At 44.9% G+C, this 23,745-nt stretch carries 22 protein-coding genes; 21 read left to right on the forward strand and 1 reads right to left on the reverse strand.

Annotated features, from left to right (window positions below; translation table 11 throughout):
• Positions 1 to 180: 180 nt before the first annotated feature.
• Both HFA01_RS17580 and HFA01_RS17585 read left to right on the forward strand, forming a co-directional pair.
• Positions 181 to 936 (forward strand): enoyl-CoA hydratase/isomerase family protein, encoded by a 756-nt coding sequence (locus HFA01_RS17580; protein WP_146818686.1) that lies wholly within the window; start codon positions 181 to 183, stop codon positions 934 to 936.
• 64 nt (positions 937 to 1,000) lie between these two features.
• A complete protein-coding gene (locus tag HFA01_RS17585; protein WP_146818688.1) occupies positions 1,001 to 1,483 on the forward strand; it encodes an RsfA family transcriptional regulator in 483 nt (160 codons plus the stop codon).
• A gap of 83 nt (positions 1,484 to 1,566) precedes the next feature.
• Here HFA01_RS17585 and HFA01_RS17590 read toward each other — a convergent pair whose 3' ends face one another.
• Positions 1,567 to 2,052 (reverse strand): N-acetyltransferase, encoded by a 486-nt coding sequence (locus tag HFA01_RS17590; RefSeq protein ID WP_089652800.1) that lies wholly within the window; start codon positions 2,050 to 2,052, stop codon positions 1,567 to 1,569.
• A gap of 159 nt (positions 2,053 to 2,211) precedes the next feature.
• On the opposite strand from HFA01_RS17590, the gene HFA01_RS17595 reads away from it, so the two are divergent.
• The 19 genes from HFA01_RS17595 (at position 2,212) to ftsZ (ending at position 23,635) form a co-directional block, all read left to right on the forward strand.
• Entirely contained in the window at positions 2,212 to 3,093 is an 882-nt protein-coding gene (locus tag HFA01_RS17595; protein WP_146818690.1) for a ketopantoate reductase family protein, read from the forward strand.
• Positions 3,090 to 3,473, forward strand: coding sequence for a DUF3397 family protein (locus HFA01_RS17600; RefSeq protein WP_146818692.1), 384 nt, complete (start codon positions 3,090 to 3,092; stop codon positions 3,471 to 3,473). Before HFA01_RS17595 ends, HFA01_RS17600 begins: the two co-directional genes overlap by 4 nt.
• Before the next feature lie 344 nt (positions 3,474 to 3,817).
• Positions 3,818 to 5,443, forward strand: a complete 1,626-nt coding sequence (gene bshC, locus HFA01_RS17605) for a bacillithiol biosynthesis cysteine-adding enzyme BshC (RefSeq protein WP_146818693.1) — start codon at positions 3,818 to 3,820, stop codon at positions 5,441 to 5,443.
• Between the two features lie 162 nt (positions 5,444 to 5,605).
• A complete protein-coding gene (gene mraZ / locus HFA01_RS17610) occupies positions 5,606 to 6,037 on the forward strand; it encodes a division/cell wall cluster transcriptional repressor MraZ (protein ID WP_146818694.1) in 432 nt (143 codons plus the stop codon).
• A 21-nt stretch (positions 6,038 to 6,058) separates the two neighbouring features.
• Entirely contained in the window at positions 6,059 to 7,039 is a 981-nt protein-coding gene (gene rsmH / locus HFA01_RS17615) for a 16S rRNA (cytosine(1402)-N(4))-methyltransferase RsmH (protein ID WP_146818695.1), read from the forward strand.
• On the forward strand, positions 7,036 to 7,407 hold the full coding sequence (gene ftsL, locus HFA01_RS17620) for a cell division protein FtsL (protein WP_146818696.1): 372 nt from the start codon (positions 7,036 to 7,038) through the stop codon (positions 7,405 to 7,407). The genes rsmH and ftsL overlap by 4 nt, the downstream gene beginning before the upstream one ends.
• A gap of 16 nt (positions 7,408 to 7,423) precedes the next feature.
• Positions 7,424 to 9,565, forward strand: coding sequence for a penicillin-binding protein (locus HFA01_RS17625; RefSeq protein WP_146818697.1), 2,142 nt, complete (start codon positions 7,424 to 7,426; stop codon positions 9,563 to 9,565).
• 87 nt (positions 9,566 to 9,652) lie between these two features.
• Positions 9,653 to 11,575: a stage V sporulation protein D gene (locus HFA01_RS17630; RefSeq protein WP_146818698.1), complete on the forward strand. Its 1,923-nt coding sequence runs from the start codon at positions 9,653 to 9,655 to the stop codon at positions 11,573 to 11,575.
• A gap of 48 nt (positions 11,576 to 11,623) precedes the next feature.
• Entirely contained in the window at positions 11,624 to 13,099 is a 1,476-nt protein-coding gene (locus HFA01_RS17635) for a UDP-N-acetylmuramoyl-L-alanyl-D-glutamate--2,6-diaminopimelate ligase (RefSeq protein ID WP_146818699.1), read from the forward strand.
• The gene (locus tag HFA01_RS17640) at positions 13,096 to 14,454 is read left to right on the forward strand and encodes a UDP-N-acetylmuramoyl-tripeptide--D-alanyl-D-alanine ligase (protein ID WP_146818700.1); all 1,359 of its coding nucleotides are present in this window, start codon (positions 13,096 to 13,098) and stop codon (positions 14,452 to 14,454) included. The genes HFA01_RS17635 and HFA01_RS17640 overlap by 4 nt, the downstream gene beginning before the upstream one ends.
• 39 nt (positions 14,455 to 14,493) lie before the next feature.
• Positions 14,494 to 15,480, forward strand: coding sequence for a phospho-N-acetylmuramoyl-pentapeptide-transferase (mraY, locus tag HFA01_RS17645; protein ID WP_146818701.1), 987 nt, complete (start codon positions 14,494 to 14,496; stop codon positions 15,478 to 15,480).
• Positions 15,477 to 16,820, forward strand: coding sequence for a UDP-N-acetylmuramoyl-L-alanine--D-glutamate ligase (murD, locus tag HFA01_RS17650; RefSeq protein ID WP_146818702.1), 1,344 nt, complete (start codon positions 15,477 to 15,479; stop codon positions 16,818 to 16,820). Before mraY ends, murD begins: the two co-directional genes overlap by 4 nt.
• Before the next feature lie 64 nt (positions 16,821 to 16,884).
• Positions 16,885 to 17,979, forward strand: a complete 1,095-nt coding sequence (gene spoVE, locus HFA01_RS17655; protein ID WP_146818703.1) for a stage V sporulation protein E — start codon at positions 16,885 to 16,887, stop codon at positions 17,977 to 17,979.
• Between the two features lie 350 nt (positions 17,980 to 18,329).
• Positions 18,330 to 19,145, forward strand: a complete 816-nt coding sequence (locus HFA01_RS17660; protein ID WP_146818704.1) for a cell division protein FtsQ/DivIB — start codon at positions 18,330 to 18,332, stop codon at positions 19,143 to 19,145.
• The gene (locus HFA01_RS17665) at positions 19,132 to 19,836 is read left to right on the forward strand and encodes a DUF881 domain-containing protein (RefSeq protein ID WP_146818705.1); all 705 of its coding nucleotides are present in this window, start codon (positions 19,132 to 19,134) and stop codon (positions 19,834 to 19,836) included. Before HFA01_RS17660 ends, HFA01_RS17665 begins: the two co-directional genes overlap by 14 nt.
• A 5-nt stretch (positions 19,837 to 19,841) precedes the next feature.
• Positions 19,842 to 20,546 (forward strand): DUF881 domain-containing protein, encoded by a 705-nt coding sequence (locus tag HFA01_RS17670; protein WP_146818706.1) that lies wholly within the window; start codon positions 19,842 to 19,844, stop codon positions 20,544 to 20,546.
• Between the two features lies 1 nt (position 20,547).
• Positions 20,548 to 20,904 carry a small basic family protein gene (locus tag HFA01_RS17675; RefSeq protein ID WP_146818709.1) on the forward strand — a complete coding sequence of 119 codons (357 nt, stop codon included), beginning with the start codon at positions 20,548 to 20,550 and terminating at the stop codon, positions 20,902 to 20,904.
• 193 nt (positions 20,905 to 21,097) lie between these two features.
• Entirely contained in the window at positions 21,098 to 22,396 is a 1,299-nt protein-coding gene (ftsA, locus tag HFA01_RS17680; RefSeq protein ID WP_146818707.1) for a cell division protein FtsA, read from the forward strand.
• Between the two features lie 75 nt (positions 22,397 to 22,471).
• Complete coding sequence (gene ftsZ / locus HFA01_RS17685) at positions 22,472 to 23,635, forward strand: cell division protein FtsZ (protein ID WP_146818708.1); 1,164 nt, start codon at positions 22,472 to 22,474, stop codon at positions 23,633 to 23,635.
• Positions 23,636 to 23,745: the final 110 nt, after the last annotated feature.

Raw genomic sequence — 23,745 nt, forward strand, 5'->3', positions numbered from 1 at the left:
CCCTATACCGATGGAGATTAAGCAGGATTTCCCAACACAACTAGGCATGTTACTTTAAGAGGGATTTGGAGCCCCTAAGCTCGCATAAAAGTCTCGAAACTGAGCCTTCAATAATCCTGCGATATAGTTGAACAAAATCTTTAGATTTCTGGTACATTAGTATTGGAAGGGGTGGAGGAAGTGTCACAACTAATTTTAGTAGAGAAAAAAGAAGGGTATGCAGTTTTAACCCTGAACCGACCAGAAAAGATGAATGCGATCTCAAAACAAATGACGAAAGAATTTTATCAAGCGATCATAGAGTTGAAGAAAGAAAACCTGAAATTCCTTGTGGTCACAGGTGCCGGTGATCGTGCTTTTTGTGCAGGGGGAGATTTGCGTGAACTCCATGGCGAAATGAGTGCCGAACAAGCCTACGCCACGCTGCACCCGATGAAAGAAGTCCTGTATGAATTGGCTACGTTTCCTGTCCCTACGATTGCCGTATTAAACGGACAAGCAAGGGGAGGCGGGTGCGAAATCGCAACGGCTTGTGATTTTAGATATGGAATAGAGGGGGCTTCCTTTGGTTTTGTCCAAGCTAATTTAGGTATTATCCCTGGGTGGGGAGGAGGTACACTTCTATATCAGCGGGTAAACAGTGACGTAGCTGCTCATTGGTTAATGGATGCTGACATGTACTCAGCAGAGCAAGTCTATCGAATTGGATGGTTACATAAGATGATTACAGTAAACTGGAACAAAGATATTTTTTCATCTTTTCTCAATAAAACACCTGAACAAATGAAAATTTTCAAGCGGCAGTATATGGATCATATGGAATTCAACAGGCTTTCTGAACGTATGGAGCGTGAGGTCAGACAATGCTCCCTTTTATGGGAGTCGGATGAGCATAAAGAAGCGGTTCGAAACTTTGAAGCTAAGAGAAAAAGATGAGAAATGCGATTCTATCAATCATTCCTCCTGCATAACTATAAGCAAACGATAGAGGAGGGATGCTATGGATGCCCCGAGACAAGATGCCTGGAAGGATGAGGAAGACCTGTTATTGGCAACGACGGTTTTGAAACATATTCGGGAAGGGAAGACCCAGCTGGAAGCCTTCCAGGAAGTGGCTGAACAATTACACAGGACACCTGCTGCGTGTGGATTCAGGTGGAATGCGACTGTGCGCAAAGAATACCAGAAAGAAATTCAGGAAGCGAAAAACAGCCGTAAAGCCACACGGACGATTTATTCATCCTCTAAGTCTTCTGATGATGCCCCGATGTCTTTGGATGCCGCTATCTCGTTTCTGAAAGAAATGAGATCAAAGCAGTTTGAAGATTACGGGAAAGAGAATTTAGAAACCCAGCTAAAAAAACTGAACGAAGATAATGAGAAGCTTAGAGAAGAATTGAAACAGTGGGAAGCGGCGTGGAATGAAATGGATAAACTTGTCCATTGGGTAAGAGAAAAAAGAAAAAGTGAGAGTGGTGTTTGATCGATCGATTCACCTGCCATTCATATTATTTACCATCATAAACAAAGGCCCCTACAACATTGTGTAGTGGCCTCATTCATGTTTTATGCGTTTACGTCTCTTTCTTCCACACCTGAAGGCATCCAGATCAGTGGATTTTCTCCGAGGTCACGTTCTACATCATAATGCGCTTTTTGAAAGCCCATCTTCTCCCAGAATCCATGAGAATTAATTCTAGGGTTTGTTTTAATCGGTAAATCAAAGCTTTTGGCGAATTCCACGAGCGCTTTTCCATAGCCCAGCCCACGATAATCCGGAAGAACCTCAAGCTTCCACAATTCCAGGTAGTCCTGAGAAGGATCAAAATAATGGTCATACTTTGCTTTCACTCGATATAAGCTCATGCGTGCCACTAAAGCGCTTCCATAATACACTCCGTAAAATGGCGACTCACTATCGTTTTCCACGATGTTGCTCTCCAAATCCTCGAGCATCGCAAGTTCCTGGTTCCCATATTCTTTGAACCGTTTAAACTCCTCAAGCGTCTTATAGTTGACCAATAAAGGTTGAACTCTTGTTTTCGTCATCATGAAAGAATCCCCTTTCAAATATCTGTCTATATCCATATTATAATATAAAAATTTTCAGAATGAAATGAATAATAATACATTGGACAAGAATCGACTGCAATATCGTTTTGGAATCTGCTACAATAGTGAAGCAGATTAGTACGAAATGAGGAGAGAATCATGAAAATCGGCATCATTGGGGCGGGTTCCATAGGATTATTGGCAGGGGCCCATTTAGGTAAGCACCACGAAGTGCATATGTTTGTGAAAAAGGAAGAACAGAGAGAAATCCTTGCGGCACAAGGGATTATCTGTGAACAATTTACAGAGGCTGTGCCCGTTCATGCGCATCTTGTTACACAAATGAGTGAAGGGTATGACTTATGGATGGTAACCATTAAACAACATGCCATGGATGATTTTCTTGATCAGGACCTCCCTGGTGACGCCCCGTTTTTATTCCTCCAAAACGGGATGGGGCATTTAGAGAAACTATCACAAGCCGGATTGAAAAGCTGTGTCGGTGTCATTGAACACGGCGCACTGGCTAAAGGTCAAAACGTAGTCGACCATAGAGGGCAGGGGAATATTCAAATAGCCGTCTATAAAAGAATGGACCCTATACAGGGACAAGCCCTCTCAAAGGAATTACATACAGCACATTTTCCAGTCGTATTTAAAGAACAGTATGAGCCTATGCTAAAGAGCAAACTAATCATAAATACGGTGATTAATCCTCTCACGGCACTATTTTCTCAACCGAACCGTTCCATCCTCACGAATCCATCCATAAATGAACTGGCCCGTTTCTTGTGCGAAGAAGCTTGCTCCGTTTTAGGCCTTTCCTTTTTTGAAGAATGGGAGCGAGTGAAGAAAGTAGCAGAGGCAACTGGAGAAAATCATTCCTCGATGATGAAGGACATCACAGAAAACAGATTGACAGAAGTGGACAGCATAAGTGGTTACATCCTGGATCATGGAAAATGCCCACTTCCTTACCATCATTTCGTCTTGCATGCGATTCATGCACTCGAATATGAAAGGGGGGTTCGAAAAAGATGAGTGATCTGATCGTTTATACGATTGCGTTTCTGCTTACCCTTCCTCTTCCTTTCCTAGTGGTTTTCTATCTGTGTGCCAGAAAGTGGAGCAAGCATAAGTTAAAGGCCTTGCACCGGACAGCAAACTATACCGCGCCTATCTTTATTTTGTCGGTCCATGTTCTCCTTGTCGTTTTGTTTGACCGCAGCTTTCTACCGTTCATTATTATCTTCCTTTTGATCCTCTTAGGTATGTCGATGGTAGCGCAGTATAAAATCAACGAAGAAGTCCGCCTGTTCCGGGCACTCAAAGGTTTCTGGCGCGTAAGTTTCCTTTTGTTCATCCTCTTCTACATGGGATTGAGTACATTCGGATTCGTAACAAGAGTCTTTTTCAGCTAGTGCCTGAACAAAGCATTTACATGAATTCTTCAGTCCGACATAAAATAATGAAAGCAACCGATAAGCACAGCCCAAATCAAACAAGGCTGTGCTTACCTATGTAAAAATCTCCTTCGTTTGTTATTTTTTATTACTAGTTATTAAAGACAATGTCAATTGTGGAAGACTAGATATGAAGATGATTAGAGGTTCGTTGCCCGTATTGAACGCTTCAACAAACGGGGGGGTATATGGAATTTAGAGGTTTCAAACAGATAATGTGAAGTCTGTGGTGGTTTTTTGTACAATACAATAGGATACATAATTAATCATGGAATTATTGCCGATAAAGGAGTCGTATAGAGATGCGCATCGAACCGATTAAACTTGAACCGAAACAAACATTGTTTCGTGACTATAAAAACAATTACGAAAATATAGCTGATCGGTTTAACCACCACCCGTTTGAAGAATCTACTTGGGAGCGTCGGTTATCTGAAATAAGGAATCAAACGTATCAAAGGGCTGAGCTTTCTGAAGTGCTCAATCGAATGAATCGACGATGGGAAGCTCCTGTGGAAACCCTTAACAATATTGAAAAGCTGAAAGATGAAGAGAGTGTGGTCGTCATCGCTGGCCAGCAAGCTGGCTTGCTTACAGGTCCGCTTTATTCTGTCCATAAAATCATATCCGTTCTGCAGCTGACAAAAGAAAAGGAACGCGATCTTGGAAAACCGGTCATTCCTGTTTTTTGGATTGCTGGGGAAGATCACGATTTTGATGAGATTCACCATATCATGATGAAGCAGGGAAGCGGTATGGAAAAGATGACCATTGATCATACCCCTGAGACGAAAGCTTCCGTTTCTGAGATCACCATCGATCAACAAAAAGCCTCTGCCTGGTTGAAGGACGTTTTCGGAATGGTGAAGGAAACAGAGCATACGCAGGACTTTTATAAAGAAATGGAAAGGTTATTAAAAGAGTCGGACAGTTACAGTGACTTTTTTGCCAAAGTGGTTTATCATCTTTTCCCTGATGAAGGCCTCGTTTTAATCGATGCTCATGACCCGGCAGTGCGCCGCCTTGAAACGCCTTACTTCAATACGATGATTGAAAAAAATAGAGAAATGGCCAGTGGTGTGTATGCCGTCTTGCAGAAAAACCGGCAGGAAGGGTATGAGACCATCCTTGACAGCGAGCTTGATGATGCCCACTTGTTCTATAGTTTCGAAGGAGAAAGAGTCCTTCTTGTAAGAGATGAAGAAGGGAATTTCCGAGGGAAGAACAATGAAGTCGTTCTGACTGAAGCAGAGCTGTTGAAGATTGCAGAAGAAACACCGGAGCTTCTCAGTAATAACGTAGTAACAAGACCGTTGATGCAGGAGGCCCTTTTTCCAGTCCTCGCCTTTATTGGAGGGCCGGGAGAAATCAATTACTGGTCTGTTTTAAAGCCGGCTTTTGAAGCGGCGGGATTGTGTATGCCGCCTGTGCTTCCGCGTCTATCCTTTACGATGATTGACAGGAAGACAGGCCAGCAATTAGAAAAATTTTATATCCCAGCGGATGAAGCGATCCGCTCTGGAGTGAGAGAAAAGAAGATGAATTGGATCGCTTCCCAAAGCACCCCGCGAATTCATCATCTAACTGAGCAGGTGAAGAAAGAAATAAGCTCCGTCCATGCTCCACTTCGCCAAAAATCTGCGACTCTCGGTGCAGACCTCGGTCAGCTGGCGGAGAAGAATTTGGAATATATATTGGAAAACATCGATTTTCTAGAGAAGCGGATCAACCATTCGATGGAATCCCGCCATCAACATGAGATGGAACAATTCGAAAACATAGAATGGACGCTTCATCCGGGTGGCGGACTCCAGGAGAGAATGTGGAGCATTGTCCCATGGGTGAACATGTACGGAACAACGGTGTTTCAGCAGATGAACAGACACCATTTGAGCTTCAGAAACGATCATTATGTCGTATATTTGTAGGGAAGGTCCTCCACGATCCTCCACTACAAAAAAACATGGTAAAAACCTTTAAAATCTTGCCTTTACGGGCAGGATTTTTTTCATGGGAAGAGAATGATAAAAAAGTAAGTGGAGAAAAGTGGGGCGATGTGGTAAGGTGAATTTAGAAGGTGGGGGAACTCTATGTTCATGGGTGAATTTCAACACAACATTGATACAAAAGGACGGATCATCGTACCCTCGAAATTCCGCCCGGACCTTGGTGACACCTTTGTTCTCACCCGAGGTTTAGATCAGTGTCTGTTTGCTTATCCTATGAACGAGTGGAAGCTCCTTGAAGAGAAGCTGAAAAAACTCCCCTTAACAAAAAAAGATGCCCGCGCTTTCACCCGCTTTTTCTTCTCTGGTGCTGTTGAATGTGAAGTAGACAAGCAAGGAAGAATCAACATTCCACAACCTCTTAGAAAATATGCATCACTAGAAAAAGAATGTGTCGTCATCGGCGTTTCCAATAGGATCGAGTTTTGGAGTCATGATGAATGGGAAAGTTATTTCGAGGCATCGGAAGATTCCTTCTCAGAGATCGCAGAAAATATGTTGGATTTTGATATCTGATCGATAGAAACGAGTGAAATCATGTTTGAACATTACAGTGTACTAAAAAGTGAAACCATACAACATTTAGATTTGGACCCAGAAGGCATTTATGTCGACTGCACCTTAGGAGGTGGAGGGCACTCCGAAGCGATTGCCAAAGCCTTGAAGGGAAATGGCCGATTGATATCTTTCGATCAGGATGAAATTGCCTTGAAAGCTGCGAAGGACCGTCTGAAGGATTATCAGGATCGGGTTACTTTCGTCCATGCCAACTTCCGTCAATTGGAAGAGAAATTAGCAGAGCTTGAGGTAACGGAAGTCGATGGTATTATTTATGATCTTGGCGTTTCCAGTCCCCAATTGGATGTAGAAGAGCGAGGGTTCAGCTACCACCAGGACGCTCCGCTCGATATGCGGATGAACCAAGAAGCAGAGCTCAGTGCGAAAGAAGTTGTCAATGAGTGGCCATACGAGGATCTCGTTCGCATCTTTTTCAAATACGGAGAAGAGAAATTCTCCAAACAAATTGCAAGGAAGATCGAAGCAGCAAGAAAAGAGAAAACGATTGAAACGACAGGAGAATTGGTTGAACTCATCAAGGAAGGCATCCCTGCACCAGCCAGAAGAAAAGGCGGACACCCTGGCAAAAGGGTTTTTCAGGCTATCCGTATTGCAGTCAATGATGAACTTGGAGCTTTTCAGGACAGCCTTCATCAGGCAGCAAGAGTGGTAGGAATGGGTGGGCGGATTGCCGTCATCACTTTCCACTCCTTAGAGGATCGTTTATGCAAGCAGGCGTTCAAGAAATGGAGTACAAATCCTCCATTGCCGAAAAACATCCCGATGATCCCTGAAGATAAACAGCCACCTTTTCAATTGGTCAGCCGAAAGCCTATTGTAGCCGATGAGTCAGAGCTCGAGGAGAATCGTCGTTCACGTTCTGCGAAACTGAGGATTGTCGAGAAAGTCAAACCTTGGAATAAAGAATTTGAATTTAATGAAGGGTGGAAACAAACATGAGTGCTGAACAGATTAGAAAACAGCAGCCTTTACAGCAGCCTGAAAGACAGAAACAGGCGAAAGTAAAGGTACATAAAAAGAAAAAATGGATAAGTACAGGGGAGAAATTCCTCTATTCGTTTGCAACGACTGCAGTGTTGGCAGCGTCGGTGTTTTTAGTGCAGACATCTGCTCAGACAGATACGATCAACCGTGATATCCGCGGGCTTGAACAAGAGATCCAACAACAGGAGTCTCTCAACGAAAATCTAGCTTATCAGGTGAAAGAACTCAGTAACCCGGATCGGATTTTGAGCATTGCCAAAGAAAATGGGTTGAATATCCAGAATGCACAAGTAAAGCAAGCCGGTAAAATCAATAACGAGTAACGGCTGGTGATTCCACATGAAAAAGCAAAACAATAATAAAAGCTCCGCATTTTTGATGGTCGCCTTTGCGATTGTATTTTTCATCATTGCGGGGCGTTTCATTTATATTGAGACAGCAGAGACAGTGGAAGGTGTCGATCTGCAGAAATGGGCGGAGGATATTCGTACAAGCTCTTATGAAATCGATGCAGACAGAGGCAAAATCTATGACAAAAACGGTATGGTACTTGCCTATGATCGTCCCACTTATAGAATCTATGCCATCGTAGACCCGGAGTATTCCGTTAACCTCGATCCACCGAGGCACGTGACGGACCCTGGAGAGACAGCAGAGAAACTTGCTCCACTGCTTGATATGGAAGCAAGCGATATCAGACAAACGATTGAAGAAGGCCAGGAGAATGAACGCTTCCAAGTCGAATTCGGTTCCAGCGGACGTTCCATTTCTCAGGAGACGAAAGATGAAATAGAAGATCTTGAGTTGTCCGGCATCGAATTCAAACAAGAGTCGAAACGCTACTACCCGAATGGGAAATTTGCTTCTCATGTTATCGGATTTGCCCGGAGCCAGGATGGGAACATCAACGGCGTAACTGGCATTGAGAAGCAGATGGAAGAACATCTGCAAGAAGAAAAGGGGAAAATCAGTTATGAGCGAGACAAGTACGGAACGAAACTGTTAGATCCGAACGAAGTGATGACTGAACCTGAAAACGGGAACGATGTCCATTTAACCATTGATCAAAAGATTCAGACGTTCTTGGAAGATGCTCTATCACAGGTAGACGAACAGTACAGTCCGGAGAAGATTATGGCTGCGGTCATGGATCCGGATACCGGTGAAATTTTAGCGATGAGTAACCGTCCGAGTTATAACCCGAATGATATTGGTGAGGTTGATAATTGGTATAACGACATTGTTTCCTACACCTTCGAACCTGGCTCCACGATGAAAATATTTACTTGGGCTGCTGCGATGGAAGAAGGGGTTTATAATGGGAGCGATATGTTCAAGTCCGGTACGTATAAGGTCCCTGGCAAAACGATAGGAGATCATAACAATGCTGAGGGGTGGGGGATGATTTCTTATGATGAAGGATTTCAACGGTCTTCTAACGTCGCCTCCTCCAAGCTTGCTCTTGAAGTTCTTGGACCTACGAAACTACGAAAATATTTGACGGATTTCAATTTTGATGAACAGTCAGGCATTGACCTTCCGAATGAAAAGAATGGTCGTTTTGCATATGATAGAGAAGTGGAGCAGGCGACGACTTCGTTTGGACAAGGGTCCACCTTTACTGCCATTCAAATGATGACGGCAGCAACATCTGTGGCTAATGATGGTAAGATGATGCGCCCGTATATGCTTTCTAAAATCACTTCGAGTGAAACGGGTGAAGTTTTGAAGGAAAACAAACCGAAAGAGATGGGGCAGCCTATTTCTGAGAGCACCGCTAAACAAGTGCGTGACCTTATGGGAACCGTTGTCACGTCTGAACAAGGGACCGCACAATCGTTCAAGTTGGACGATTACACACTCGCAGGTAAAACAGGTACCGCTCAGATTAGTGTTGGGAGCCAAGGGTATTTGACCGGTCGGAACAATTACATTTTCTCTTTCATGGGGATGGCTCCGAAAGAGGACCCTGAACTGCTCATGTACGTTGCTGTTCAGCAGCCGGATCTAGAGGTTACGGAGCTCGGTTCTGAGCCTGTTTCTTACATTACAAGGACCGTGCTTGAAAACAGTCTCCATTATATGGATATCCAACCGGATAAAGAGGTGGACGAATCCGTTTCACCGTTGACCATTCCGGATGTCATTGGTAAAGGTACTTCAAATGCTAAAGAAGAGCTGAAACAAAAGTTCTCGAATGTAGAATTCATTGGGAACGGTGGCGAGGTGACCGCCGTCCTTCCTCACTCGGGTTCTGAAGTAGTCGAAAATCAAAGGATTATGGTCATAACAGACAAGCCGACCATGCCTGATTTGACCGGATATTCAGCCCGCGATGTGCACAGACTCGTGAAACATTTCAACCTGAACATCGAGACGATGGGGAACGGCTTTGTTGAAAAGCAGAGCATCCCTGAAGGTTCCAGTATAAAAGAAGGCGGCTATTTAGTCGTAGAATTAGCTCCTCCAAGAGAGGAGTGACACCATTCCAGGCAGTGTTCTAATCGTTTCTAGATTGCATATAGTGATACAAGCTGACTCTATTGACTTCAAAAAGGAGTTATTAAGATGAGACGAGTATCACAAGTGGTCGTAAAGAAACGATTAGTCGCTGTCTTTCTTGTTGGAATGGTTATTTTTTTTGTCATCGCAGGGAGGCTTGGGTATGTCCAGTTCTTCTTAAGTGACTTCCTCATTTCAAAGGCGGAGGAATCTTGGAGCAGGGATATCACTTTCGAACCGGAGCGAGGGAAGATTCTTGACTCAAATGGCGAAGTGCTCGTTGGTAATCAATCCGCCCCAACAGTGATGGTCGTCCCGAGACAAATTAAAGATGCAGAACAGACGGCAAAAAACCTTGCGCAGATTTTGGATATGAGTGAGGAGAAAGCATATTCTCACGTTACAAAAGTGACCTCTATCGAAAGGATCCACCCGGAAGGCCGTAAAATCAGTGAGGAACAGGCGGAGGCGATCCAGTCTTTGCAGATGCCTGGTGTCTATATCGCCGAAGATTCGAAGAGATACTATCCTCACGGCTCTTTCCTTTCACACGTCCTTGGATTCAGTGGCATCGATAACCAAGGGCTTCTCGGCTTAGAAGCTTATTATGACGAAGAATTGAGAGGGGAAAAAGGGGCCTTATCTTTTTTCTCTGATGCTAAAGGGAAAAGGATGCCGGATATGGCGGATATCTATAACCCGCCCGAGGATGGAAAAGATCTGCAGCTGACGATCGATTACAAAGTCCAATCCATTATGGAACGAGAGCTTGATATCGCCCAGGCCAAATATAACCCTGATGGGGCCGTGGCGTTAGCGGTTGATCCCGATACAGGGAAAGTCGTAGGAATGGCGACCCGGCCCAATTTTGATCCGGCCAATTATCAGGAAGTGAAACCGGAAGTCTACAACCGGAACCTGCCTGTCTGGAGTACATACGAGCCTGGTTCCACGTTTAAGATCATCACCCTTGCCGCCGCTTTAGAAGAGGACCTCGTTGATCTTGAAGATGAACATTTCCATGACCCCGGATCGATCAAAGTAGACGGAGCGACTCTCCGCTGTTGGAAACGAGGCGGACACGGGGACCAGACGTTCCTGGAAGTGGTCCAAAACTCCTGTAACCCTGGGTTTGTCACTCTTGGACAACGACTCGGCACAGAGAAGCTTTTTGAATACATTGATCGGTTTGGTTTTGGTGAAAAAACAGGCATCGATCTTGAAGGGGAAGGAAAAGGAATCCTATTCAAGCCAAAGAACGTTGGGCCAGTAGAGCAGGCGACAACGGCGTTTGGTCAAGGGGTATCGGTCACGCCGATCCAGCAGGTCATGGCTGTCGCGGCAGCGGTGAACGGGGGCTATTATTATGAACCGTATATCCAGGAAGCATGGCTTGATCCAACCACTGGAGAAACGCTAGAAAAAAATGAACCGAAGCTGAAAGAACGAATCATTTCTGAAGAAACTTCAGCACAAATCCGCCGTGCCCTCGAAAGTGTTGTCGCTAAAGGGACAGGACGGGGAGCGTACGTGGAAGGTTATCGTGTCGGCGGGAAAACCGGTACCGCTCAAAAAGTCGGTCCGGATGGAAGGTACATGGAAAATAACCATATCGTATCCTTCATCGGATTTGCTCCGGCGGACGATCCTGAACTTGTTGTGTATCTGGCCATCGACAATCCAAAGAATACGGTGCAGTTCGGTGGTGTCGTAGCTGCTCCAATCGTAGGAAACATTATGAGTGACAGCTTACGCGCTTTAGGAGTAGAGCCTAGGAAAGACGGGCTGGAAAAAGAATACTCCTGGCCGGATGAGCCGTTAGTTGAAATTCCGGACGTTACCGGGATGGAGAAAAAAGAGTTAAGTCAAATGCTTCTGAATTTAAAAGTGGAAGTCAGTGGCAGCGGGTCTAAAGTGATTACACAAGCGCCTGAAGCTGGTGTGAAAGTGCCAAGTGGTTCGACCATTCGTGTGTATCTGGGGAATTAAACCGACGTTTGGTATAATAAAACTTGTGAGCAGGTAAGGGTGACACATATGAAAATGAAGAAACTCTTGCGGTACATTCCTTTTTATAAAGTAACGAAACCAGTGGCAGACCTTCATATTAAAGGGCTATCCATGGATTCAAGAACGACGGAGCCTGGAGATGTGTTTGTTTGCCTGCGCGGTGTGGATGTTGATGGACACCGGTTTGCAAAAGGCGCAGTGGAAAGAGGGGCCGTGGCTGTCATTGCTGAAGAGGAGGTGGCTCTCTCTGTTCCTGTCGTTCTTGTGAATGATACATCAAGAGCGCTTGCCATGGCGTCTGCTGCCTTTTATGGATGCCCTTCAGAGTCTCTCCATGTCATAGGAGTAACCGGCACAAATGGCAAAACGACCATCACCTATCTGCTGGAAGAAATCTTTCAGCAGCATAAAAAGAAAACCGGGATCATTGGAACCATCCAGGTGAATATTGCTGGAGAAACGTTCCCGGTGAAAAACACGACACCAGACGCTCTTACCTTGCAGCGTTATTTTCATAAGATGCATGCGGCAGGCGTCAATCATGCGATCATGGAAGTATCTTCCCATGCGCTTGATCAAGGAAGGGTATTCGGCTGTGATTTTGATATTGCCGTCTTTACGAATTTGACCCAGGATCATTTGGATTATCATGAAAATTTTGATGATTATCTTCGTGCAAAGTCCCTATTGTTCGCACAATTAGGGAATGGGTATAATAAGGAACGTGAGAAATTCGCAGTCATCAACAACGACTCCCCGCAGGCAAAAAAATTTATCCGCTCTACTTCCCAAGGATTGCTGACTTATGGCATTTTCGAAGAGGCGGATATAAAAGCGGAGGAATACACGATGACAGAAACGGGTACTGCCTTCATTATGACCACTCCCATCGGTTCGGTCTCCATTAAGAGTCCATTGATGGGGCTGTTCAGCATTTATAATATGCTGGCGGCAGCGGGTGCGGCTATTTTGTCAGGGGTCCCTTTAGAGACGATCCAACGATCCTTCCAGCAGACCAAAGGTGTGAGAGGGAGGTTCGAACCCGTTAGAGAAGGTCAAGGCTTCGGTGTCGTGGTGGACTATGCCCATACTCCGGATTCACTAAAGAACGTATTGCAGACGCTCCGTGATTTATGTAAAGGCACCATCACCGTGGTTGTCGGATGCGGAGGAGATCGTGATCGCAGCAAACGTCCTGAGATGGCGAAAGTGAGTGTCGACTATGCGGATCGGGTAATTTTCACCAATGACAACCCTCGGACGGAGGACCCTAAACAGATATTCAGAGATATGACCACCCATGTAAAAGGGCGTTATAAACTGATAGAGGATCGAAAAGAGGCCATCACCTATGCGATTGAACATGCAAAAACAGGAGATATCGTTCTGATTGCAGGAAAAGGCCATGAAACCTACCAGGAAATCAAGGGCACCCGTCATCATTTCGATGATTGTGAGGTAGCCCGTACGATATTAAGAGAGATGAAGGAGCATCCATCATGATTGTAGAAGTAAATGAACTCACACAACTTTTCCCGAAAAATCAAGGAGCCGCATCGGATCGGATTCAGCTTAGGTCTGTGATGACCGACAGCCGAAAGACGGCAAGGCAAAGCTTGTTCGTTCCGATTGTCGGAGAGAATTTCGATGCACACGATTTTCTTGGAGATGCCATTCAACAGGGAGCGGTAGCAACATTATGGCAGGAAGATCGTCCTTTGCCGAAGTTGACACCTACAGACTTCCCTGTCTTTTTTGTGGAAGACACAACGAAAGCACTTCAACAATTGGCGTCCTATTACTTAAAAAAGGTGGATCCTGTCGTCGTCGGTGTCACTGGATCGAATGGGAAAACGACAACGAAAGATCTGACAGCATCCGTCCTTCAAGTCAAGTACAAAACCCATAAGACCGCTGGTAATTTTAATAATCATATCGGTCTCCCTCTCACTGTCCTTGCCATGGATCCAGAAACAGAAGCTGTCGTTCTGGAAATGGGGATGGATCGTGCAGGGGAAATTTCTGTTTTATCAAAGCTTGCTGAACCAAATTACGCCATCATTACGAACATTGGAGAGTCCCATATTGAGAATCTAGGTTCCAGAGAAGGAATCGCCGGGGCGAAGCTTGAGATTACAGAAGGCCTCTCTGAAAAAGGTGCCTTAATTCTCGATGGAGATGAGCCTCTATTGCAAGAACAAATGTCTAAGACCTGGACGGTTACTTGTGGTTTTGGTGATCAGCTTGACTATCAGGCTGAGGTTCTTCGATTGACAGATGAGAGCAGTACATTTAAAGTCGGTGGGCAGTCCTATGCATTGCCTATGGCCGGGAAACATAATGTGAAAAATGCTACATACGTCATCGCTCTTGCCGAACGCTTAGGGTTATCTCCACAAGAGATCCAGCAAGGGTTTCAGCAGCTGCAAATGTCTGCCATGCGTTTTGAAAAACATGACGGGCCAAAAGGTTCCCTAATCATTAATGATGCCTACAATGCTTCCCCGACTTCCATGAAAGCAATCATTGAAGTTGTCAGTCAATTGACATCTAAAAGCAGGAAAGTGTTAATATTAGGTGATATGTTTGAGTTAGGAGAGCAATCAGAATCGCTTCATAGGAGCGTAGCCGATGCTATTGATGAGAAGATTCATGCGGTTTATACGATTGGCCAGGATTCCAAGGCCATCACGGATGCCGTAGAAAAGCAGTACCCTTCCATTGAAACGCATCATTTTACAGACAAACAAACGTTAAGTCATCACGTCCGTAAAGAGTTAACAGCGGACACCGTCGTACTTATCAAAGCTTCCAGAGGAATGAAACTAGAAGAATTACTTGAAAATCTCGTGGATTGATCGATAGGCGATGATGATGGAAAAGGAGGAGAACTACACATGAACGACTACATACTACTAATCACTATGGCTATTTCATTTGCAATCACTGTTGTGATCTCGCCGATGATCATCCCTTTTTTGAGAAGGTTAAAGTTTGGTCAGGCTATAAGGGATGAGGGACCTGAATCCCATCAGAAAAAATCCGGAACACCGACGATGGGCGGGGTGATGATCATTGTAGCTGTGGTCATGACCACGATTCTTGCATCCATTTGGTTCACCCCGGACACTGGGAACACGCAGATGTTCTTAGTATTATTTGTTTTAATCGGGTATGGACTGCTCGGGTTCCTGGATGATTACATTAAAGTGGCGATGAAAAGAAACTTGGGTCTTACATCAAAGCAGAAAATGCTCGGGCAGATTGTCATTGCCCTCGTTGTTTATTTCATTCTTAGAAATTCAGACTTTCCAACGTATATTAGTATTCCCGGTACAACCTTTGAAGTAGACCTTGGTTGGGGTTATGCCCTATTGATCCTGTTTATGCTCGTAGGTGCTTCGAATGCTGTCAATCTGACTGATGGGCTCGATGGTCTTCTTGCAGGGACGGCAGCGATCGCGTTTGGCGCGTTCGCTATTCTGGCGTGGACAGGCCAAATGAACGTTGAAATCACCATTTTCTCTCTTGCTATTGTTGGAGCGCTGCTCGGTTTCCTTGTGTTCAACGCGCATCCGGCGAAAGTTTTCATGGGAGATACAGGGTCGCTTGCTTTAGGTGGAGCGATTGCCATTATCGCGATCTTAACGAAACTTGAACTTATTCTTGTCATTATCGGCGGTGTCTTCGTCCTTGAAACCCTGTCTGTAATCATTCAAGTGATTTCTTTTAAGACAACAGGAAAGCGTGTATTCAAAATGAGTCCGCTTCATCACCATTATGAATTGAAGGGCTGGTCCGAATGGCGTGTTGTGACGACGTTCTGGGCTGTAGGACTTGTCTTTGCAGTGATCGGTATTTATATTGAGGTGATGTTTGGATGAAAACATTAAAAAACTTCCCATATAAGCAGGTTCTCGTACTAGGGCTTGCGAAAAGCGGGAAAGCAGCTGCTGAATTGTTCCTGGACAGCGGTGTCCAAGTCAGGATCAATGATTTAAAAGCGGATGAACAGGCACCAGAAGTGCGTAAACTGATAGAAAAAGGGGCAGAGGTCATTACGGGAGGACACCCGTTATCCGTATTGGATGATGTAGATTACCTCGTCAAAAACCCAGGCATCCCTTATGAAAACCCAGTTATTGCAAAAGCTGAGGAACGGAATATTCCGGTCGTAACTGAAGTGGAATTGGCAAGTTTCCTTCATGAAGGCCCATTCGTAGCCGTTACAGGCTCAAACGGGAAGACGACAACGACGACGTTGATTCATGAAATGATTAAAGCAGATCAACAAAAGGTTTCCCTTGCAGGCAATATCGGGCATGTTTCTTGTGAGGTGGCAAGAAGTACAGAGGCAGATGAAACGATGGTGACTGAACTTTCATCCTTCCAATTGCTTGGGACAGAAAAGTTCCATCCAGAGATTGCGGTGTGGCTCAACCTTTACGAAGCCCACCTTGATTATCACCATACGTTAGAAAACTATCATCAGGCGAAGGCGAAGATCACAGCCAACCAAACACCTGATGACACGTTGGTCTACAATGCAGATGATGAGAGCATCGCCCGATTTTTACCTGATGTCAAAGCGAAGCTCGTTCCTTTTTCTATTAAGAAAGAAGGAGAAGGTGCCTGGGCTGATGATACGTTCATTTACTTTGAAGACGAACCGATTATGAAAAAACAGGACATTGTTTTAGTAGGAGAACAAAACCTGCAGAACATCCTGGCTGCAGTAGCTGCGGTTAAAGTGAACGGCATACGTAATGAAGCGATTGTCAAAGTATTGACCACTTTTGCTGGAGTCGAACACCGCCTGCAGTTCGTGATGAAAAAGAACGGGCGTTTATTTTATAATGATTCCAAAGCGACGAACATTTTAGCCACATCTTATGCGTTGAAATCATTCGAAAATCCAGTCATTCTCCTTGCAGGCGGCCTTGATCGTGGGACGAGCTTCGAATCACTGGTTCCCCACATGAAGAGTGTCAAAGCCATGGTTGTTTTCGGGGAAACAGCCGATCAATTGAGCGAAACGGCTCGGGATGCTGGTATTGAGGAAGTCACCAAAGTAGAAACGATGCAGGAAGCCGTTAGTCAGGCATACCAGTACTCAGTAGAAGACGATGTCATCCTGCTTTCGCCAGCTTGTGCGAGCTGGGATCAGTATCGTACATTTGAAGAAAGAGGCAACATGTTTATCCAAGCTGTGCATAAGCTCTAATAAGGGCTTTATGCGACAAGCTTAAGCCCTGTTTTCCACTTAGATGGGAGGTAGGGCTTTTTCTATGGAAGAAAAAAAGCCGGATTTATGGTTGGTTGCCGCCATACTCGGAATTTTGATCATCGGGGTGGTGATGGTTTATAGTTCATCAAGCATCTGGTCTGAATATAAGTTTGACGATCCGTGGTTTTACGCAAAAAGACAGATTCTCTTCGCTGTGGCTGGTCTGATTGCCATGGTCGTGTTATCAAGAATTCCGTACTATGTATGGCATGGACATTCAAAGATGATTATGATCATTTGCCTGGTATTCCTTGTACTCGTACTCATTCCGGGAGTGGGTATGGTCCGTGGAGGAGCACGAAGCTGGATTGGGGTGGGGATGTTCAGCATCCAGCCATCAGAGTTCATGAAGCTCGGCTTGATCCTATTCCTTGCGCGCTTTTTATCAGAACGCCAAAAGCTTATGAACTCTTTCCAACAAGGGTTCCTGCCTGCACTAGCATTAATTTTGTTCCCGTTCGCACTCATCATGCTTCAGCCCGACCTTGGAACAGGCGTGGTCATGGTAGGGACATGCCTTGTCATGTTGTTTACAGCAGGGGCACGCATCAGCCACTTTATGTGGATTGCCGGCGCAGGAGCAGCGGGTATGGTCGGACTGATTGCTTCAGCTCCTTACCGAATAAAAAGAATCACCGCTTTCCTGCATCCGTGGGAAGACCCTTTAGGAGCAGGGTTCCAGATTATCCAGTCTTTATATGCAATCGGGCCCGGGGGCTTAATGGGATTAGGGTTAGGCAACAGTATGCAAAAGTTTTTCTATTTACCGGAACCTCAGACGGACTTCATTTTTGCAGTACTTGCTGAAGAACTGGGATTCCTCGGTGGGTTACTCGTCCTTGGTCTCTTTTTTATTCTTCTATGGCGAGGGATCCGTGCAAGTCTCCTTGCCCCTGATCTTTTCGGCTCACTACTTGCCCTTGGCATCGTCGGAATGATCAGCATTCAAGTCATGATCAATATTAGTGTAGTCACCGGACTGATTCCTGTCACAGGAATCACGCTTCCCCTTATCAGCTATGGAGGCTCGTCATTAACCCTGACCCTCGCCTCCCTGGGATTACTCCTGAGCGTCAGCCGTTTTTCTACAAAATAAAAAGGCCATGGAATCCATGGCCTTTTTATTTTTACTTGTTTTCTTTGGAGAAAAGAGGAAGGATTAGCGGGGGAATAAAGAAGATTTTCTTATTGGAAGTTTAGCTCATAGGGAGAATGGGTAAACGAATTTAGCGAAATCACTTGAGACCCATCGAAATGCGGGTTTTCCTGTAATAAAATTGATAGCAAACTAGTAAAACTCTATCAATATTTCACTCTATTTTTGTGATATAATGGGAAACGTATAGATGTAGAGTAAGCTCGGCATCTTTTAGAGGAACATCATTCTTTCAAACAGCTAGGACAAACAGCGTAAAGGGTGTCTAGCAATAAGGAGAAATGCCCGTTATGGAAGAGAGAAAAGTGGTTTCCATAGAAGATCGCATACCTAAACTGAAACAGACGAGGCGAAAAAAAGCCAATCGTCGCTTGATTCTGTATTTGACTATTCTATTTTTGCTGATTGCGACGGTCATTTATCTTCAGTCGCCACTCAGTAATGTTCGTCATATAGTTGTGGAGGGTGAGTACCACGTTTCTGAAGAAGAAATTATCGAGCTTGCCGGAGTCACAACATCCACGAATTATTGGAGAGTCGATGAAGAAGAGATGAAACAGCAGATCGAGTCTCATCAAGAAATCACCTTTGCTTCCATCGACCGTTCCTTCCCGAACAATGTCCAAATTGAAGTAAAGGAAGCAGAACGAATCGGTTACGTTAAGCAGGATGGTGCCTTTCATGCCATTCTTGAAAATGGAACACGCTTGGATGGACAAACAGCTCTTCCTGGAGGAGATGCTCCAATCCTAGCAGGGTTTAATAAGGAAACGTATCTGAAAGAAATCTCTCAAGAGCTGAAAGAACTGCCTGCAAGTGTGAGCAGTCTCATTTCGGAAATTCATTGGGACCCTCGTGACGGGAACCCATATCAAATCCTTCTTTATATGAATGATGGGTATCAGGTGCAGGCCTCGATCCGCAGTTTTGCCGAAAAAATGCCGGCTTATCCTTCCATCGTTGCACAGCTTGATGAAGGAGCTGAAGGGATCATACATATCGATGTAGGGGCCTACTTTGAGGAATATCCTCAATCTGAGGGAGAAGAGCCGCAAGGTGATTCAGGTGCTGGAGAAGAAGAGGGGAACACGGATGAAGAGGCTTAAAGGGAAACCCATTATCTTAGCTCTTGTCCTTCTCATCTCCGGTTTTCTTGTCAGTTACAGCTATCAACTGACAAAGAGTTCACCACAGATGGTTCAACTGAATGATTCGCAATGGGAAAAAGAGTACTTTTACCAACAACAGCTGCTGGACATGGAAAAAAGGAACAAGCAGCTGCGTGAGGAGTTAAAAGAAAAGCGGCATACGATTCAAGACTTTGAAAATGAGATGGCCGATCGTGAACAGGTGGTCGCCGACTTCGTCGAACGAAAAAAGAAGCTTCAGATGTTGAATGGTGAGGTCCCGATTCAGGGTCAAGGAGTGGAAGTCGTTCTTAGTGATGCGGAATATATCCCGGATGATGATCAGGTGAACCAATATATCGTTCATGAAAGTCATATTCACAGCGTGATCAACGAACTTTTAAGTGCTGGAGCAAAAGCCATTGCCATTAATGGACAACGGTTTATGAGAGATAGTTATATTGCATGTACAGGACCGGTCATTACTGTGGACGGTGTTCAACACCCGGCTCCATTCGTCATTTCTGCAATCGGGGACCCGGAGGTTCTTCATTCAAGCCTTGAACTGACTAGAGGTGTCGTCGATCAGCTTCTCAACGAAAATGTTGATGTGCAATTATCGAAAGAAAATCAAATAGAGATGAAGGCAAGGCTATCCGCCGAAGGGTGATCAACATGAAGCGAAGAACACAGTGGCTGCTGTCCGCCGTTTTTCTATTGATTGGATTCATGGTGGCGGTACAGTTCCAAACCACCTCCCATGAGACAGAGATGCGGGATACAAGAGATGTATGGGAAGTGCGGGAAGATCTGAAGACCCAGCAGGAACATCAACAGGACCTCTTAGAGAAAATTGCTGGGGCGGATCAGACCATTGAAAATTATGAAAAGCAATCGTCACGCGAACAAGTGGAGACATTGAAAGGGTCCATTGAGACTTTGGAAAAAAAGATAGGCCTGCAGAAGAAGAAGGGGGCAGGGGTGGAACTGACCATTCGTCCCATTTTTGATGAGGGTGCTGGTGGACAGGAATATCCCAGCGTCTCCCCTCACCTTGTAAGCCGACTTTTTAATGAACTGAACACATACGGTGCGGAAGACATCAGTATTGGAAATGAACGATTAACAAACCTTTCACCGGTGAGAGATGTCAATGGGGCGACCTATGTAAATAATCGACCCATCGGTTCGCTGCCGCTGACCATCAAGGTACTGGCTGAAGATCCTGAAAAACTGCAGGATCATATGAAAGCGAGCCCCACTCAAGATATATTCAACATCGACAATATGGAGATTGTCTTCGAAGTGAAAGAGCAGTTGGTGCTTCCCAAGTACGATGATCCGCTCCATTTAGAAATTTTAGAAGAAGCTGGTGGTTAATTTGTGGTTACCCCTTTTATTTCTGATCATCGGTGTGACCCTCGGCATTTTAACGGATATCCGTATCCCGGATGCCTATTCCGATTATTTATCCATTGCTGTACTGGCCGCTTTTGACACGCTCCTTGGCGGCATCAGGGCACAGCTGGAAAAAACGTTCGATGACACAGTGTTTCTGACTGGTTTCTTTTTCAACATTACACTTGCTGCCATGCTAGCCTTCCTCGGCGTCCAATTAGGCGTGGATCTCTACCTTGCAGCAGTCTTTGCCTTTGGTGTCCGGTTGTTCAGAAACCTTGCGATCGTCAGAAGAATTGTCATTGACCAAAAATTGCTAACGAAATTCAGAAAAAAATAAACGTATTTAAGAGGATATTCACGAAACACTGTGGAAAACAACATAGGAACGAGTTTTTTCTCTCAAATTCCAAGGTTATACCCCATGGAATATATCATTTCATTTACGTTTGTATTTCAAAGATTGTTTTTTAAGCGTGAATTCGATATGCTTTGAACTACTTATATGGCTTGCTACAGGAGGTGCGTCACTGGTGAATCAAAACGAAATTTTAGTAAGTTTAGATATAGGCACAAGTCGAATCAAAGTGATTATAGGAGAAATTATGAATGATAACCTCAATATTATTGGGGTAGGAACAGCTAAATCGAACGGAATGAAGAAAGGCGCGATCGTAGATATCGATCAAACGGTTCATTCGATCCGTTCAGCGGTTGAACAGGCCGAACGTATGGTGGATATGAAAATTGATCGTGTCGTTGTGGGTGTGAATGGAAATCATATTCAATTGCAGCCATGCCATGGTGTTGTTGCCGTTTCCAGCGAAAGCAGGGAAATTGGAAACGAAGACATTACACGAGTCATCGATGCTGCTCAGGTGGTTTCTGTACCGCCGGAAAGAGAGATTATCGATGTAATTCCTCGTCAGTTCATCGTAGATGGTCAGGATGAGATCACAGATCCACGAGGAATGATCGGGGTACGTCTTGAGATGGAAGGTATGATTATTACCTGTGCCAAAACCGTTTTACATAATACATTAAAATGTGTAGAACGAGCAGGTTTGGAAGTATTGGATGTTTGTTTGCAGCCGTTAGCTTCTGGAACTGTCTCGTTATCCGGCGATGAAAAGAATCTGGGCGTAGCCCTTATCGATGTCGGTGGTGGATCTACGACAATCTCGGTATTTGAGGAAGGACATTTAAAAGGAACGAGCATGATTCCTTTTGGTGGAGACAATTTAACCAAAGATTTATCGATCGGCTTGAGGACTTCTACAGAAGAAGCCGAGCAGGTGAAGTTGGAACATGGTCATGCATTTTTTGACGATGCGAATGAAGAGGAAAATTTTTCTGTCACGATTATTGGAAGTAATCGTCAACAGGCATTCAATCAATTGCAAATCTCTGATATGATTGAAGCTAGACTAGAAGAAATTTTTGTCTTTGCTGCCCAGGAGATCCAGCGCATGGGTGTACGCGAACTTCCGGGAGGTTTTGTACTAACCGGAGGTACGATGAACATGCCTGGTGTTCTTGAGTTAGCGCAGGATGTTTTCCACGCAAACGTAAGACTGGCGATTCCGGATTACATCGGAGTAAGAGAACCGCAGTTTACGAGTGGGGTAGGAATCTTGCAATTCGCCTATCGTAATGCGAAAATACAAGGCAAAGAGATCTTTCCATCTGTAACTGAAGAATTTCAAGAAAAACCTCAACCCAAAAAACAAAAGCGTACGACAAAGCAGCAACAACCGAAAGAAGAAAGCGAAAAACCAGAGAAGAAAAAAGAATCAGGCTTCAGTAATCTCTTGAAGTATTTCTTTGATTAATGAACAAGTTTGAGTCGGTCAAGGGACGGACGAACCAATAAATCTTGTAATCTCGTGTATTAGGAGGAACGTAAGATGTTAGATTTTGATACAAGCATGGACCAACTAGCAACGATTAAAGTAATCGGAGTAGGTGGCGGCGGAAGCAACGCCGTCAACCGAATGATTGAACATGGTGTCCAAGGCGTAGAATTCATCGCCGTCAACACGGATGCCCAAGCGCTTAACCTTTCCAAAGCAGAAGTTAAAATGCAAATCGGTGGAAAACTGACTCGCGGACTTGGTGCAGGTGCCAACCCTGAAGTCGGCCGTAAAGCTGCAGAAGAAAGTAAAGAGCAAATCGAAGAAGCCCTTCAAGGTGCAGACATGGTTTTCGTAACGGCAGGAATGGGAGGCGGAACAGGTACAGGTGCCGCTCCCGTTATCGCTCAAGTAGCTAAAGAGCTTGGCGCCCTTACCGTAGGTGTTGTCACTCGCCCATTCACGTTTGAAGGACGTAAGCGTTCCACACAAGCAAGCGGTGGTACCGAAAGCCTTAAAGGCGCGGTTGATACACTGATTGTCATCCCGAACGATCGTTTGCTTGAAATTGTAGATAAGAATACACCAATGCTTGAAGCGTTCCGTGAAGCGGATAACGTCCTTCGTCAAGGTGTACAAGGTATTTCCGATTTGATTGCCGTACCAGGATTAATCAACGTGGACTTTGCCGACGTGAAAACAATCATGGTCGACAAAGGATCTGCCCTTATGGGAATCGGTATTGCGACAGGAGAAAACCGTGCGGCTGAAGCAGCTAAAAAGGCGATCTCTTCTCCATTACTTGAAACTTCCATTGATGGGGCTCACGGTGTCCTGATGAATATCAGCGGTGGTGCCAACCTGAGTCTTTATGAAGTACAGGAAGCGGCGGATATCGTAACTTCTGCAGCAGATCAGGAAGTAAACGTTATCTTCGGTTCTGTGATTAACGAGAATCTGAAAGATGAAATCGTTGTTACCGTTATTGCTACAGGTTTCGATGAAGCGCAAATTGCTCAAGGTCAGCAGAAAAAGCGTCCAACCGTAAACCCTGTGAACCAGCAAAAGCAAGTAGAACAACAACAGCCAGAGCGTAACGTACGAGAAGAGCAACCTCCTCGTCGTCAAGCTCCGCAACAGCCACAGAACAAGCCGAATCAAGAAGAAGACACTCTTGATATCCCGACGTTCCTGCGTAACCGCAACCGTCGTCGTTAATAACCATCTAAACCCGTCACACATCTCAGTGTGGCGGGTTTTTTATTTCCTTTTTGTCTTTTCCATCCTAATTTTGTTTCCTTGTTTGGCGTCAGGGGTGGCTGGGAAGC

The organism is Halobacillus faecis (genome assembly GCF_007991335.1).
Lineage (GTDB): Bacteria > Bacillota > Bacilli > Bacillales > Halobacillaceae > Halobacillus > Halobacillus faecis.

Bases quoted from the DNA above. Each gene is read 5' to 3' on its own strand.
- HFA01_RS17585 (WP_146818688.1), top strand. From the start codon at position 1,001: ATGGATGCCCCGAGACAAGATGCCTGGAAGGATGAGGAAGACCTGTTA.
- HFA01_RS17590 (WP_089652800.1), bottom strand. From the start codon at position 2,052: ATGATGACGAAAACAAGAGTTCAACCTTTATTGGTCAACTATAAGACG.
- HFA01_RS17595 (WP_146818690.1), top strand. From the start codon at position 2,212: ATGAAAATCGGCATCATTGGGGCGGGTTCCATAGGATTATTGGCAGGG.
- HFA01_RS17600 (WP_146818692.1), top strand. From the start codon at position 3,090: ATGAGTGATCTGATCGTTTATACGATTGCGTTTCTGCTTACCCTTCCT.
- bshC (WP_146818693.1), top strand. From the start codon at position 3,818: ATGCGCATCGAACCGATTAAACTTGAACCGAAACAAACATTGTTTCGT.
- mraZ (WP_146818694.1), top strand. From the start codon at position 5,606: ATGTTCATGGGTGAATTTCAACACAACATTGATACAAAAGGACGGATC.
- rsmH (WP_146818695.1), top strand. From the start codon at position 6,059: ATGTTTGAACATTACAGTGTACTAAAAAGTGAAACCATACAACATTTA.
- ftsL (WP_146818696.1), top strand. From the start codon at position 7,036: ATGAGTGCTGAACAGATTAGAAAACAGCAGCCTTTACAGCAGCCTGAA.
- HFA01_RS17625 (WP_146818697.1), top strand. From the start codon at position 7,424: ATGAAAAAGCAAAACAATAATAAAAGCTCCGCATTTTTGATGGTCGCC.
- HFA01_RS17630 (WP_146818698.1), top strand. From the start codon at position 9,653: ATGAGACGAGTATCACAAGTGGTCGTAAAGAAACGATTAGTCGCTGTC.
- HFA01_RS17635 (WP_146818699.1), top strand. From the start codon at position 11,624: ATGAAAATGAAGAAACTCTTGCGGTACATTCCTTTTTATAAAGTAACG.
- HFA01_RS17640 (WP_146818700.1), top strand. From the start codon at position 13,096: ATGATTGTAGAAGTAAATGAACTCACACAACTTTTCCCGAAAAATCAA.
- mraY (WP_146818701.1), top strand. From the start codon at position 14,494: ATGAACGACTACATACTACTAATCACTATGGCTATTTCATTTGCAATC.
- murD (WP_146818702.1), top strand. From the start codon at position 15,477: ATGAAAACATTAAAAAACTTCCCATATAAGCAGGTTCTCGTACTAGGG.
- spoVE (WP_146818703.1), top strand. From the start codon at position 16,885: ATGGAAGAAAAAAAGCCGGATTTATGGTTGGTTGCCGCCATACTCGGA.
- HFA01_RS17660 (WP_146818704.1), top strand. From the start codon at position 18,330: ATGGAAGAGAGAAAAGTGGTTTCCATAGAAGATCGCATACCTAAACTG.
- HFA01_RS17665 (WP_146818705.1), top strand. From the start codon at position 19,132: ATGAAGAGGCTTAAAGGGAAACCCATTATCTTAGCTCTTGTCCTTCTC.
- HFA01_RS17670 (WP_146818706.1), top strand. From the start codon at position 19,842: ATGAAGCGAAGAACACAGTGGCTGCTGTCCGCCGTTTTTCTATTGATT.
- ftsZ (WP_146818708.1), top strand. From the start codon at position 22,472: ATGTTAGATTTTGATACAAGCATGGACCAACTAGCAACGATTAAAGTA.